The sequence below is a fragment of the Rhodopirellula bahusiensis genome, assembly GCF_002727185.1.
Lineage (GTDB): Bacteria > Planctomycetota > Planctomycetia > Pirellulales > Pirellulaceae > Rhodopirellula > Rhodopirellula bahusiensis.
On sequence record NZ_NIZW01000006.1, the window covers coordinates 239,854 to 254,037 of the forward strand.

General features: G+C 54.8%; 14 protein-coding genes. 7 read left to right on the forward strand and 7 right to left on the reverse strand.

The features are described 5' to 3' along the window. Positions 1-44 precede the first annotated feature (44 nt). The 3 genes from CEE69_RS08760 to CEE69_RS08770 all read left to right on the forward strand — a co-directional run bounded on the left by CEE69_RS08760 (position 45) and on the right by CEE69_RS08770 (position 3,302). Positions 45-1,172: a fatty acid desaturase family protein gene (locus tag CEE69_RS08760; protein WP_099260304.1), complete on the forward strand. Its 1,128-nt coding sequence runs from the start codon at positions 45-47 to the stop codon at positions 1,170-1,172. Next, positions 1,169-2,095, forward strand: a complete 927-nt coding sequence (locus tag CEE69_RS08765) for an aminotransferase class IV (RefSeq protein WP_099260305.1) — start codon at positions 1,169-1,171, stop codon at positions 2,093-2,095. The genes CEE69_RS08760 and CEE69_RS08765 overlap by 4 nt, the downstream gene beginning before the upstream one ends. Positions 2,096-2,525: 430 nt before the next feature. Continuing rightward, positions 2,526-3,302 carry a transcriptional regulator gene (locus tag CEE69_RS08770; protein ID WP_099260306.1) on the forward strand — a complete coding sequence of 259 codons (777 nt, stop codon included), beginning with the start codon at positions 2,526-2,528 and terminating at the stop codon, positions 3,300-3,302. 36 nt (positions 3,303-3,338) lie between these two features. On the opposite strand, the gene CEE69_RS08775 is transcribed toward CEE69_RS08770, so the two are convergent. Beyond that, positions 3,339-4,202 carry a GAF domain-containing protein gene (locus CEE69_RS08775; protein WP_099260307.1) on the reverse strand — a complete coding sequence of 288 codons (864 nt, stop codon included), beginning with the start codon at positions 4,200-4,202 and terminating at the stop codon, positions 3,339-3,341. A gap of 262 nt (positions 4,203-4,464) precedes the next feature. Between CEE69_RS08775 and CEE69_RS08780 the strand changes: the two genes are divergently transcribed. Continuing rightward, on the forward strand, positions 4,465-4,863 hold the full coding sequence (locus CEE69_RS08780; protein WP_099260308.1) for a hypothetical protein: 399 nt from the start codon (positions 4,465-4,467) through the stop codon (positions 4,861-4,863). Positions 4,864-4,902: 39 nt separating this feature from the next. Here CEE69_RS08780 and CEE69_RS08785 read toward each other — a convergent pair whose 3' ends face one another. The 4 genes from CEE69_RS08785 to rph form a co-directional block, all read right to left on the reverse strand. Next, entirely contained in the window at positions 4,903-6,510 is a 1,608-nt protein-coding gene (locus CEE69_RS08785) for a serine/threonine-protein kinase (RefSeq protein ID WP_099260309.1), read from the reverse strand. 20 nt (positions 6,511-6,530) lie between these two features. After that, a complete protein-coding gene (gene larE / locus CEE69_RS08790) occupies positions 6,531-7,451 on the reverse strand; it encodes an ATP-dependent sacrificial sulfur transferase LarE (RefSeq protein WP_099260310.1) in 921 nt (306 codons plus the stop codon). After that, positions 7,448-8,506 (reverse strand): Gfo/Idh/MocA family protein, encoded by a 1,059-nt coding sequence (locus tag CEE69_RS08795; protein ID WP_099260311.1) that lies wholly within the window; start codon positions 8,504-8,506, stop codon positions 7,448-7,450. The genes larE and CEE69_RS08795 overlap by 4 nt, the downstream gene beginning before the upstream one ends. Positions 8,507-8,675: 169 nt before the next feature. Next, complete coding sequence (gene rph, locus CEE69_RS08800) at positions 8,676-9,416, reverse strand: ribonuclease PH (protein WP_099260312.1); 741 nt, start codon at positions 9,414-9,416, stop codon at positions 8,676-8,678. Between the two features lie 314 nt (positions 9,417-9,730). On the opposite strand from rph, the gene CEE69_RS08810 reads away from it, so the two are divergent. Further along, positions 9,731-10,624: a C39 family peptidase gene (locus CEE69_RS08810; RefSeq protein WP_099260314.1), complete on the forward strand. Its 894-nt coding sequence runs from the start codon at positions 9,731-9,733 to the stop codon at positions 10,622-10,624. Positions 10,625-10,652: 28 nt separating this feature from the next. Here the strand turns inward: CEE69_RS08810 and CEE69_RS08815 are convergent, their stop codons facing one another. Continuing rightward, a complete protein-coding gene (locus tag CEE69_RS08815; protein ID WP_099260315.1) occupies positions 10,653-11,510 on the reverse strand; it encodes a carbon-nitrogen hydrolase family protein in 858 nt (285 codons plus the stop codon). A gap of 165 nt (positions 11,511-11,675) precedes the next feature. Between CEE69_RS08815 and sthA the strand changes: the two genes are divergently transcribed. Both sthA and CEE69_RS08825 read left to right on the forward strand, forming a co-directional pair. Continuing rightward, on the forward strand, positions 11,676-13,169 hold the full coding sequence (gene sthA, locus CEE69_RS08820) for a Si-specific NAD(P)(+) transhydrogenase (protein WP_099260316.1): 1,494 nt from the start codon (positions 11,676-11,678) through the stop codon (positions 13,167-13,169). A gap of 2 nt (positions 13,170-13,171) precedes the next feature. Next, entirely contained in the window at positions 13,172-13,468 is a 297-nt protein-coding gene (locus CEE69_RS08825; protein WP_099260317.1) for a DUF202 domain-containing protein, read from the forward strand. Positions 13,469-13,520: 52 nt separating this feature from the next. Here CEE69_RS08825 and CEE69_RS08830 read toward each other — a convergent pair whose 3' ends face one another. Continuing rightward, positions 13,521-14,153: a zinc-ribbon domain-containing protein gene (locus CEE69_RS08830; protein WP_099260318.1), complete on the reverse strand. Its 633-nt coding sequence runs from the start codon at positions 14,151-14,153 to the stop codon at positions 13,521-13,523. Positions 14,154-14,184 lie beyond the last annotated feature (31 nt).

Genomic DNA, 14,184 nt, shown 5'->3' on the forward strand with positions numbered 1-14,184 from the left:
TCACCAGCGATGATGCGTTCACACCCCCTTTTTTTCATAGCGAAATGAGCGGCAACACTCCCGACGCCTCCTGCCACGGATTCCGGTTCTCAGAGGCTCGCACACTCATCTCCGATTTGCAGCGTCCCAACCAAACGATCTACTGGGTGGACTTTCTGTGCTCGATTTTGGCTGGTCACGTGTTCCTTCACGGCATCTTTCTGTTGCCGTGGTTTTACGGATTCACTCCGCAGGTTTGGGCGGGGATGGCAGTGTGCTATGTGCTAACGCTCATTCTGTACATGCGGGCGTTGATGTTCATTCATGAACTGGTTCATTTGCCCGAAAAAGGGTTCACTGCGTTCCGAATTGCCTGGAATGCACTCTGTGGAATCTTCTTCTTCGTGCCCTCGTTTCTGTATTATCCGCACGTCGACCATCACCGACGCAAACATTACGGCACCGAACATGACGGCGAGTACTTGCCGTTGAGCAACCGAGGACCGTGGATGATCGCGGTCTTCATTGGACAAGCGTTGTTCTTGCCTCTGCTGGCCATTTTTCGTTTCGCTGTCATCAGTCCGTTGTGCTGGATCGTCCCCAGTTTGCGACCGCTCGTTCATCGCCATCTTTCGACCATGGTCGTTGATCCGTTCTATGAACGCCCCGATGCGTCACCCAAAGTGATGCGTGTCGTCCTGCTGCAAGAAGTCCTGTGCTTCGCTTGGTGTGTCTGGTTCTTAATTCGTGGCGGCTTGCTTCGCGATCAGTGGCTCGATCCGTTTTGGTTGATCGCTTATGCCGTGGGTGTGGGCATCTTGATTCTGAACGAAGTCCGCACGCTGGGTGCCCACCGGTGGACCAATGACGGCGGTGAAATGAGTTTTTCGGAACAGTTGCTGGATTCTGTGAACTATCCCAATCATGCCTGGGCAAGCGAATTGTGGGGGCCAATTGGAACCCGGTTCCATGCGCTGCATCACTTGTTTCCGAGGTTGCCATATCACAACCTTGGCAAGGCCCATCGCCGACTCACCGAAGGTTTGCCAGCCGATTCGCTCTATCATCAGACTTCCGCGGAATCTTTGTTCACTGAGATTGCCGCTCTGTGGCGACGATCAAGAGCGTCGGATAGCCGTGAAACGAAATCGTCCGAAGCGGCTGATTCCAACAATGTGGTTCCGTCAATTTGAACGTTGTCCCAACTGCTTCGGACCAAGATTCCGGCGGATCGTTCCTGGGTCACAACGCCTACTTTTGTTGCCCCGCCTGGAACGTGAGCGAATGGCGATCGTTTGATCAGATCTCGTTGCCGATCGACGATTTGGGGTTTCGCCAGGGTGTGACGGCGGTCGAGCGACTTCGCACTTATGGGGGAACAATCTTTTGCGCGGATCAGCACCTCCAGAGACTTGCCGAAACTCTGCGGTTACTGAAGATTGAAAAGGGCCCGACTACCGGTCAGCTCGAACGATTGATCGAGGCGTGCTTAGAACTCAACGCTGACTTGGTCCAACAAAGTGATGTTGGGATGACGATTTGGGTGACCGCCGGATCATCCAAGTTTGATCCCACTTGGGCAGTGCATCTCAACGAGATCGACCACGAAGCTGTTGCTCGTCGTCAATCACATGGTCAGCCGATTGCTGTGACGACAGTGGTTCAGCCACCCATGGAGTCCTGGCCTCGACATGCGAAAGTGCGAAACCGGCTGCACTACTACTTGGCAGACCTTGAGGCGAAGGAGGTGGCTCCAGACGCGACGGGATTGCTGCTCGATTCGGATGGCAGCGTAACGGAGTCAAGCTTGGCAAATGTGGCGATCTTACGAGACGGCCAATTGATCATCCCACCGGAAGAAGATGTACTCAAAGGGGTGACAATGGGACTGGTGAGAAAGTGGTCAAATGAGCAGGGAATCCAGTGTCTCGAGGCACCACTGATGCCGAAAGACCTTCTACAGGCCGACGAAATCCTGCTGACCGGAACCGACACGGGAATCTGGTTCGCCAACAACTACCAAGAAGGGCACCACAAACGCCTCAAAGGCGAAATCTGCCAACAAATGCAGGCGATGCTTCCCGAGCCCAGGATCCGACCAGTTCGCGAGGCCTGAAAATCTGCGTGGGAGCTCTAGGTGAAATGTAGGGCTTGTCTTCGGTTCAGTCATTGCGCATATTCACACGTCCGATGCAGTTAGTGTTCGCATATGCGAATCAAAGTTCGACTGGATATTGCTTGCCCCGTGATATCGGTCCACTTTGTAGGTGGTCATGTGGGGACTGCATTGTGCCCCATTGGCAGTCTCCACAGACCACCACTTTGACGCTCTTCCAGATGACTTCGAGAGAACACACTGGTTCGAGACTCATCCTCGATTGACTTTGCAATAGTCCTGCTGGCTCCGAGCCATTTGACGCGGCCCTTCCGGTGGTGTGCTACGATCGCTTCCACGAAACATGAAGTAGACGTGGGAGGCTCTTGTGAATCCAATTCGATTGGGTTCAGCCTCAGTGCTTTCCTCCCTACAAGGGTCGAGGGTTGGCATGGTCCAGCAAGCTTCCACTGCGATTCATCGACTGGCCTACCGCCGCCCATTCGCGGAAGATCGAAGGGTGATGGACCGCTGGTTGAACACACATTTCAGCGACGCCATGGCTGCGGGGCTCCCGGAGAGCAATCTGGACCGTTTCGCGATACCCGCGCCAGAACTTCCCACTGATTCGCTGCGTGGATCACTCACTCAGTTGCGTTTGGAATCCGGGGTCTTTTTGCTGGATCGCGACAGCAAGTTGATCGCTTGGAATCAAACACTCGAGGATCTGTTCGTCGAAGTTGAGTTCTTAGCATCCGAGTCGCTTCCTAACAGATTGCCCATCGACATGGTTCAAATATTGAGCGGTGGAAGCGATTTGATATCGTTGGGTGCGACCGAACTGGACTACTCGTTTCAATCCAAAGACGATCGCGGACGAATGTGCTTTTGGGATGTCAGCGGCATCCGTCGTGACTACAACTCTGGCGCCAACGCAATCAGCGCGACGTTGATCCGTCCAGTTGCGTTACTAAAAACAGACGCAGCAGAAGAAGGACTTTCGCTGAGCGAATCGCTGTTGGTCTATCAGCAATTCGATTCGGTGGACCGCCAAATTTGCGAAGCCATCGCAATGGGCGACACCACGGGTGACATCGCCACGATGGTTGGTTTGACGCGAAGATCAGTTGAAGTCCGACGTGCAAAGATCTTGGAGCGATTCCAATTCACTCGACCGGTCGAGATCGTGCGATTGCTGGTGCGACTGGAAGAAAACGGCTTGCTATAAAGCCCTGACTTCTACGTTGACATCTCACCGCGAATGCTATGCGGTGGCCGTTTCGACAACCTTCAGGTTGAACGCGTTGTAATCCGATGCGATCCCCCGTGATGCCAATCGATCTTGAATGGATCGCCCTCGCTCGATGACCAATGACATCTCATGGTCTTCAAGCAAGATTTCAAATTGGTCGGTCGCGATGTGTCCAATCAAGTGTTCAGAACCAAATTCGTCTTTGATGGCCGAGACGACTTCGGACAAATTGGTTTGCACAGTGAGTTTGATCTCAACTCGCAAAACATTGGATGGACGTCCCAAGCGATTGGCGCGTTCGCGTTCGCGTTGGATCAACCTGCTCCAGCCTTCACGGTTGAAGAAGCTCGTCGTTGGATCCACCATTTGATGCAGCGAACTGCGATCGCTCTTCCGTTGCATCGACTGCAACTGCATTTCCATTGAAAGGTAGCCACCCAACATCCGCGCCAACAACTGAATCAGTGGCAAGTGTTCTTCGAAGGCTTCCGGTTGGATCTCAGGATCAATGCCGCAAAGAGTGCCAAACAGTTCCCCATCTCGGTCCAGAATCGGAACACCAGCGTATGCGCCGATGGAAAGTTTTTGAGAGATCGTCGATCCAGCGAAAAGCGGTATCTGTTGAGCATGCCGCGCGATCTGAGGAGCGGTACCCTCAATCATGTGCTGGCAAAATGAGTCGGACCACTGAATCATGTCACCCGAATCAACGGGATACACGTCATTTGGGTCCGACCGATCGAGGATGATCCAGGCTTCGTCTTCCGTTCGAGTGATCATCCAAAGAGCCAACCCAGTGGTCGACTGCAGATGCTCTAAAACGGCGCGACTTGCCTCACGAAAATCCATCGTGGGAGCGAGCATTTTCAGAATCATGGCAAATCATTTGCAACATGGATGGTGATTCGAGTCCGCCTACCGTAACGAACTTGCGCTTCCTAGCTGACAATTATGGCAGAAAGCCTAATGAACATACACTCAAATCGGAGCGTTCGAATTACATTTAAGCATGCGCAATTCCCGGGCCCCTAAAAGAGGGGAACGTTTGTTCGTCATCTGTCAGAAGTCGTGGCGACAAAATCGCGATTTATGCCGGGCCCTGATTCTGCAAAGTCGCCAAACCCGTTATCTTACCAAGATGTCCGCGGATTCCGATCTCAACACGAACGAATGCCGAACTGCCATACAGCAGCGTGACGCTGCGTTGTTGGCAGATCACTTGATGGCCCATTCGTACGTTCTGATCCATTTGCGAGACGACGATGAGTCGGACGAGTTGGGAGCATTGACCGCTGAATTGGAGGGTTCGCCCTACCTGGTGGCGTTCACAGGCCAATCATCCGCAGCAGAATTTGTTGAACTGCGAGCCGATCTTTTTGGCGACGATGAGGTAGGTGGCTTCATTGTCGATGGTGAAACCCTGCTCGACTACATCGCTGACGGATACGGCCTGCTGCTCAATGCAGATCTGAAATCCATGTGCCAAGTCGACTCGGAATTGATCGCCGACGTCTTCGACGAATTGAATTTGGACTGAGCAGCTCGGCCTCCTATCCGAGACATTGGATCTCGCCGCTCAGCCAACTCTTGGGCGAAGCATGCGTTTGAACTCAGCTGCCGAACGACGATCGCTCGGGCCGTCAATCACCGCGGGCTCGTCCAAGCCCAATTCCAACCTATCTGACAATGGGACCAATGCGCGAAACGTCTCCAACGCCGCGGACTGATCATTTCTCAGTTCGTCGACCAAATTGCGAAGGTTCGTTTTGGTTTGATTGGCTTCTCTTCGAGCACCAATTCCCATCTCAATCTGGTATCGCATGACCAACGCGAGCGCTCGATAGAGACGAGTCGCGTTCGCGGATTGCTCGACGCCCGAAAGAGCCTTGGAGGCTTCCGGCCATCGCTTTTCATCTATCAACAATCGAGTCAGCTGCAGCGCCGCTTTGAGGTGATAGATTTCTTCCGTGGGAGTGATCTCATCCTTTGGAAAGTAGTCCTCGACTGCCTTCCAAGCCGGAACACTATCGAGCGAAATGGCTTGCCAATATTGATCCTCGATGCTGGACGTACGAGCGACCAATGGAGCACCAATAGACTGAGCGACGGACGGAGCTTTCGTCCAGGTCGCAATGCCCCAACCCGCCAAGGCCGCGATCACAGCCAAACCGATCACCCCGACCCAGCGCATGAAGTCGTGTCGTCGGTCGTTGGCGATCTCATCCGTGATTCGTTGCAGTTGGATGGTTGCGGAGGTTGAACCCAGGTAATTCGCTGCGGCGGACGTTTGGTCAGCCCCCATGGATTTGGTCGCGCCGGACCCTGCTTCTGTTCCATTGGCAACGACAGCGCGACTTGATTCGGAGGGCGAAACGTTCGCGTGAATCACATCCAGCAATTCCATCGCAGATGTGAAGCGTTCCGCGGGAGTCTTGCGAAGCAGTCGCATGATCGTCGCAACCAACCAAGGCGGAAGATCGGCCGATCCTCTCGCGTGGTCGAGCGGTTGCGGCATTTCATGCAGGTGCTTGACCGCGAGCGCCAACGGTTCCTCGGCATCAAATGGCGGCTGCCCCGCGAGCAAGTGATACAGGGTCACGCCGAGCGAATAGAGATCGCTTCGCCCGTCGACTTTATGTCCCTGGATTTGTTCGGGGCTCATGTACCGAGGTGTTCCGAGTGTCAAACCTGCTCGGGTGAGATCCGCTGCACTGGCGTCCGTATTGGACAGCACGCGGGCCAATCCAAAGTCCGTGACTTTGATAGCCCCATCGCCCGATCGCATGATGTTTTCAGGCTTGATGTCTCGGTGAGTGACGCCCGCTGTGTGAGCGACCACCAGTGCTTCCGTCACGCACCGAAGAATCTCAATCCCTTCTTTCGCGGTGAACTGGCCGGACTGTTGCAGACACTGTTTGAGGTTGGATCCATCGATCAATTCTTGAGCGATGAAGTGAGTGCCTTGATGATCGCCTATCTCATAGACCTGCACGATGCTCGGATGATTCAAACTCGCCGCGGCTTGTGCCTCACGTTCAAATCGCTGCAAATCTTCTTGGCTGGTCTGCGGGGTGCGACGCAGAACCTTGAGCGCCGCATCACGACGCAGCTTCAAGTGTTTGGCTGCGTACACATCCGCCATGCCACCGCTGCCCAAGCGGCGCAAGACTTGGTAGTCACCCACGCGACAGCCAACTAGATCGCTCAAGAATGTGCCTTTGTGATGTTGAGGGACGACTCGACATTTTGCGATGAACGAGACGGCGACGAACTGGACGAGGGACGGCTCTCAGCGGAAGACAGTTGCACCAATTCCGGTTCGGACAAACCACGGTTTTGACTTCCGCTGGACAGGCCACCCAGTTCCAAGGTGACATATCGGAAGCCCATTGTAATGAACGATGCAACCAAATCGTCGTTTTGCGTCCAATCGAGGACCATGGCAAACTCCGTCCTCGGGACCTCGATTCTCGCCAGTTCGTCTGCGTGCAGCCGCACTCGGCAGTCCGAAACGCCTCTTTCACGCAGCCAGGCTTCGGCTTTTTCGACGCGTTTCAAGCGTTCCGGAGTCACCTCAATATGATAGGCAATGCGGCTCGCCAAGCACGGTGAAGCGGGAAGTTCAGCATTTTCCAGCCCGAAGTGGGCGGCTAATTCGCGAACCTGAGTTTTGCCAATCTTCAGATCTGCCAGCGGAGTTTGAACTCGGGCCTGGGTTCCGGCCATGATTCCGGGACGATGGTCACCTAGGTCATCAAAATTGGTTCCCGACACGATCGTTGCTCCACGTTGCGAGGCGATCGGCGCAAGAAATTCGTACAGGGTTTGCTTGCAGTAAAAGCACCGATCGGCGTGATTGCGTCGGTAGTCAGAACGTTCTGACTCATCGGTCGAAACAATTTGATGAGCGATACCAATTTGCTCGGCGACACGACGGGCCCAATCGAGTTGCCAACCAGCCACCGCAGGTGATTGCGCAGTGACCGCGACGACATCGCAACCCGTTTGATCCGCGGCCGCGGCAACGACACTGCTGTCGACGCCGCCGGAAAACGCGACGACCAACCCTCCCATCTCTTTCAGATGGTTGATCAGTTGTTCGGCCAGCGACTGGACTTCGGTCATGGACGACGACTCGCCATTTGCATTTCACAAATCTTCAACGCATCGGTCGCGAGTTGGGCATCGAGCACCGGATGCATCGGACCACCCGAGACGACATCCGCAACCGCGTTGATTTCGCTAACGAAACCATCGATTGGATCTTGCTCACCCAATTCAGGACGCTCCAGTTTCCCATCGTTGTGCATGACCGTCAAAGGAATGGTGTCCGTGGATCCATCACCATAAGCAGCGAACTCGAATCGCAAGGTCGCCTTTTCGAACGAGACTTCAAATCCATGTGTGAATCCGCGAGCGGGTGAATCAATGACGCCGCCGGCTAAACTGACGACAGGTGTCATTTCATCTGAACTCGCGGACGCTCCATAGTCCAGAATCGTTTCGTAACGCTTGGGAACGCCTTCTTGATTGTGGCTGACACAGTGTGCTCCCACGGGCATCCCGAACAAGACTCGAGCCAGGTGAGCGTCGTGCACCTGCAGGTCGATCAACGGACCACCAACTTGCTCGGGATCATAGAAGTCGGGAATCCAATCCGGAGGACTGATCGTTCGCGAAAAACGTCCGGTGATTGGTTTGCCATACCGGCCATCGGATTTGGCTTCGACCAGAAAGCGAAACGCTGGCATAAAAGGCAGGATGTGTGCGACCATCAACTGCCCCGGTTCAGCAATTTCCAAGAGCGAACCGGCCGCCTCAGCCGACAAGGCGAGCGGTTTCTCACAAAGCACCTTCTTGCCGGACGCCAGGATTTTTTGAATCGCATCGACATGCAAATGAGGCGGCAAACACACATCGATTAGATCAATGGAATCATCCGCCAACAGTCCGTCCAGGCTTTCACTGACGTTCATTCCAGATACGTCGATCTGTTCACCCGGCGGACCGAAGTTGCCCTGAATGCCCCGCCAATCACCAGCACGTTTCTTGGCGTCTCGACTGGCAAAGCCGACCAAGTCCGCTGCCTGACTGCGCTGATAGGCGAGCGTGTGGATCCAGCCCATGAAACCAACGCCCAAGATGGCGGCACGCATGGGAGTTTTCGCGTTCGAAGACATTCACTGTCCTGATCAAAGAGGAAGGATGGCGGCATGCGCTGATCTGCCATCACGTCGAAAGTTGATGGCGATCCTCGCGTTTGCCCCGCCGAAGTTCAACGTATGAATTGCCGCTGCATTCAGTTCGACGATACAACGACCTTTCGAGTTGGGATTTTCGGAGGAGCCGTTAGTGACTGGCAAGTTGAGCGTTTTGCAATTGGGTCAAATCAGCGATTCCAATTTTGCCCAATCGTAGGAGCTCTGCCAATTGAGCGTCATCAAACGTGGCTTCTTCGCCGGTGCCTTGCAGTTCGATGAAACGCCCGGAGCCCGTCATGATCACGTTCATGTCAACATCGGCGGCCGAGTCCAGGCGGTAGTCGAGGTCCAGAACAATGTCTTCGCCGATGACACCGACGCTGATCGCCGCGACGGAATCGCGAAGAACCGCGGACGGGTCGACGGGTGGATCAAGTTCCGTGTCGGCTGCCAATTTTGAAACTGCCAAAGCCAACGCGATGTAGCCGCCGGTGATCGATGCGGTGCGGGTCCCGCCATCGGCCTGCAGGACGTCACAATCGACCGTGATCGATCGCTCTCCCAAAGCACGAAGATCAACGATGGCTCGCAGACTTCGCCCGATCAGGCGTTGAATTTCAGTCGTGCGTCCGTCCACTTTGCCGCTGCGGTCACGTCTTTTCCGAGGGCTCGTGCTGCCGGGCAGCATGTTGTACTCAGCTGTCACCCAGCCCTTTCCTCGACCCTCCATCCACGGAGGCACGCTGGTTTCCACCGAGGCCGTGCACAGCACGATGGTTTTGCCGCTTTTGTATAGGACGCTGGCAGGGTTAGATTCCAAGTAGCCGCATTCAATTTCGACGGGGCGGATTTGGTCGTGGGGGCGAGCAGAATCGGTGGGGGCGTTCATGCAACAGGTGGGCGGCGCGAGCAGTGGGACAGTGAAACCGGCAGCCTATCTGACTTTGGACCTGAAATGGATGGGCGTTGCTTAAAAGAAAGTTGGCACGGCAAGTGCATCAGTCGGATTCCCGCAATTGAAGTTCGATTCCTGGACCTTTCTGCGCAAAAACCAGGCGGTGTCAAGCATCGAAAGTCAATTCAAATGAGAAAGAATGATGAAGCCAAGGTGAAATTGCTGTTTGCTTGCAAGGTCACCAAACGGCAACGTTAAATTAACGTAAAGTTAACTTCATCCCCGTTGTCGCTCGTCGGAGGTTCCTTATGGACCTGGAATTCGCTCGTCCTGATCTCGAACTGGCTTTGGCCGTGGTCGTGGTGACGGTGATGACATTGGGAGCCTACCGCCTGGGATGCCGATTCCAGTCCGCTTCAGAAAGATCGGATCGCTGGGTGTTCTTAGGACTGGTCGGGATTTCGTTCTTGTTCGCCTGGAGCTTCTTTGGCCGGCTGGTTTGGGCCGAAGCCATCACATCGTCCGCGGCTCTCTATTGGTCGAACGTGACCCCCGTGGTCCTGGCCTTTTCCGCGGGCATGGCGGGGCATTCGGTTGATTTGCGGCGAAAGTTCCGCCCGGCGGTGGCCGGAATCATGATGACATTGGCTGTTGCTTTCGTGATCACGCCGATTGCCCGTCCCGTTTTGTTTCCTTTGGATTGGGACCAACCGAAGGAACCTCAGTGGATGTCTCAGTGGCACGATGGTGTCTACATCCAAACCAACTCGGCGAGCTGCGCACCCGCGGCGGCCGTCACGCTTTTGGATCGCTCAGGTATCAAAGCGGATGAACAAGACCTCGCGACTGCTTGCTTGAGCAGTTCGCTGGGGACTGCACCGCTGGGACTGTACCGCGGGTTATCGACTGTTGCGCACGCAAATGCTCGAAAAGCAAAGGTGGCATCACGGAACCCAAGTCATTGGCTCGAAAGAGGCCAACTGCCCAACGTTGCCTTGGTTCGATTTGGATTGAATGGTGACAACCCGCAGGACAATGGTTTTGTTGGCAACGTCACGGTTGGTCACGTCGTCACCGTTCTCGGTCAAACCGACGGAGGACGCTGGTTGATCGGGGATCCCGCGGTGGGCAAGGTTTCTTGGAGCGATGAAGAGCTGCGGAAACGGTTCACCGGCGAAGCGATCTATCTGGTGAAGCAGTAAGGCACGAATCAGCAACCCCGACCACCAATCAGTCTTGTGCGGGCGATTGAGGTGTCGCGATTGGATCGCCTAAGCGTGAGTACATTTCGGGTCGACGATCGGCGAAACGATCAATGACGTGCTTTCCCGGCGTCCGTTCGATCCGTTTGTTGCGAGCTTGTTCTAGATCGACGTCAACGAACAGCTCGGTTTCTTCGGCGCCTTCGGCTCGAGCCAACTCGACGCCGTCGGGACCACAGATCGAACTCAGTCCGCAATACTCAAAGCCACGCTCTTCGCCGATGCGATTCGCGGCGATGAAGAACAAATGATTCTCCATGCTTCTCGCGGGAGGAACGATCTCTGCGGTTCGTGATGCGGCCACTGGCCAGTTTGTGCCCAGCGCGATGACATCTGCACCGGCGAGCCCCAATGCTCGCATCGGTTCGGGGAACGAACTGTCGTAGCAAATTCCCAAACCAACTTTGCAACCTGATTGAGTTGTCAAAATCTGGTCGCACGCTTGTCCGCGATCGACAAACCGATCGACACCCAGATGAGGCAAATGGACTTTGTTGTAACGCCCCAGCAAACCCGAGCCGTCCATCATCAACGCCGCGTTGTGAAGCTCGTCTCGGTCCTTCCGGATCAACGTCCCGATTGTGATGGTCAGATTGTTTGCTCGACAAGCTTCGATCAATCTTTGGATCGCCGGGTCGTCGATGGTCGGTGCAGCGTCGAGTGCTTCTTCACGACTCTCGTACCCGTATCCCGTCAGTGCGCACTCGGGAAAAACAGCGAGTTCGACACCTTGTTTGCCCAGCCGATCGATCTTGGCGCAAGCGTCATCGACGTTCTGATCTACAGCGGCAAAATGGACACCGGTCTGGACGCAAGCAATCAACATCGTACAAACAAGACTTATTCGACGGGGTGACGGAATCTTTCGAGCCATGATTCGAACAGAATTCGACGTTCCGTGGTACCCAATCACGTCGAGACACGAAGCGATCGGTGAGGCGGCCGACGCAGAATTGACTCGCGATTCATTGCAATTTTCAGGGAATGAGGCATGTCATCAGCGACCGAATCCTCCTCGGCAAACGGGGCGGCGTCGTCCACCGAAGCGCCAGACGTCAATTTGCCCGCCCACGAAGCAAAGCCGGCCGCCAAGCCAGCTCCCGAAAAATTTGATTTCGATTTATTCGTGATCGGCACCGGACCGGGCGGCGAAGGCGCCGCGATGCAAGCGGCAAAAGGTGGGTTGCGGGTCGGAGTCGCGGAAAGATACCGACAAATTGGCGGCGGATGCACTCACTGGGGCACAATCCCCAGCAAAGCACTGCGTTACGCGGTGACGAGCACGATGAAATCGCTGAAGAATCCCGTGATGCGTGAGATGGGATTTGCCGCTAGTCCCAGCATGGAACAACTCAATCGTGGCACGCAGGCGATCATCGGCCGGCAAGTCACGATGCGACAATCATTCTACGATCGCAATGCTGTTCCAATTTCTCGCGGACAAGCTCGTTTTATCGATGAGCATACGATCACGATCGACAACGGCGAGGCAATCACCGCCGCGTCATTTGTGATCTCAACAGGATCACGCCCCTTCCGTCCCAAAGGTGTCGACTTTTCGCATCCCAGAATTTTCGACAGCGACACGATTCTGGAAATGAAGGACAAGCCGACATCGATCACGGTGTATGGCGCCGGCGTGATTGGAACCGAATACGCTTCGATGTTTCGCAACCTGGGGATCAAGGTCAACTTGATCAACACGCGCGACAAACTACTGGAGTTCCTCGACGACGAAATCATTGATGCGTTGTCGTATCACCTTCGTGATCAAGGCGTCATCATTCGTCACAACGAAACGATGGAAAGCATCGAAGGACTGGACGATGGTGTGATCCTGCGGCTCAAAAGCGGCAAGGTACTCAAGACCGACGTTTTCTTGTGGGCCAATGGTCGACAAGGCAACACGGACGACTTGGGACTGAAGAACCTTCCGATCGAAGCCAACAGTCGCGGCCAGATTGTGGTGGACGAACATTTCCAAACTTGTTTGCCGCACATCTATGCCGTTGGCGACGTGATTGGAATCCCCTCGCTAGCCAGCGCGGCTTACACGCAGGGACGCGCGGCGGGGATGCACCTGCTCGGACGAGTCGATGGCAATCTGCGTCTCAACGACATTCCAGCGGGGATCTACACCAGTCCCGAAATCAGCTCAGTCGGTTCCACCGAACGAGAACTGACGGAACGATGTGTTCCCTATGAAGTCGGCCAAGCTCAGTTCCGGTCCTTGGCGCGAGCTCAGATCACGGGGGAAACCACTGGGATGCTGAAGTTGCTCTTCCACCGCGAGACCAAAGAGATTCTCGGTGTGCATTGCTTTGGTGCGAACGCTTCGGAGATCGTGCACATCGGTCAAGCGATCATGAACCAACCAGGTAAACAGAACACGATCGATTATTTCATCGAAACGACGTTCAATTACCCGACGATGGCGGAAGCGTACCGGGTCGCCGCACTGAATGGGCTCAATCGGCTTTTTTAACCATGAGCGAATCTGACACGGAAACCCAACCCGAATCAGTCGGCGATTCGCTCGCGCAGAAACGCAATGACTTGGCAGTGATCCGAACGGACCTCGCCAACGAACGAACGTTGCTGGCGTACTTGCGAACGTCACTGATGATGGTTGGAACCGGTGGGACGTTGATCAAGTTCTTCGGCGAGTCTCGCGAATTATTGCTTGCGGGCTACGCCGCGATTGGGATCGGCGCGATCGTGCTCTTCGCCGGGTGTCTTCGTTTTCTTCAAACGATGCGTCGGGTGCGTCGCGATTGCGAATGAACTGGTAGCGAGGCCACAAGTCCTAGTTCTTCTTACGGCGTTGCGGATAATACTAGACGCCGGCATACATCAACGAATCTTCGATGACCGCTTCGAACTCGGTCTCCGTCAACTCGAGCAGGTCCTTCAGCCGACTGAGTTGTCGAATTTTCGCTTCGGAGACCACATCCTCGCAGGACGATGCAGCTAAGAACATCGCCTGAAGGGCGAGTAAACGCTGTTGCATGTTCCAGCGTTTCGAGACGGTCATCACGTAGTTTTGGGTTTCGATGCCAGAATGCATGGCAACTGAACAAAGTCGCCCCAACTCTTCTCGCGTGATTGGATTGTTGAGGACCACCCGGCTGATTCGCAGCAACGATTGAATTTCCGGTTCGGAAATTTCTTCGTCTTCCAGCGTCATCAAAACGCACGATCGAATCGCTTCGTTGCGAAATTGATTTTCGCGAACTTGTTCGTGGGTGCGTTGATCGATGTGCAGCACGCTGAGGTCCCAAGGCGACTTGCAATTGTCACACTGGATGAAGGGCTCGGGGGCGCTGATCGGAATAACCGGGATGAAATACAGCGTCAGAAACGTACGTTTGCTTCGATGCCGGAACCCCTGGATTGACTCACAGGTGGGACAAAAGAAATCCCCCCGTTCCAGGGTCCGAGTCAACTGCATGGTGCTGATGAAAATCATGTTCTCTCTCGGTCCGGTGGCGTCTCAACTG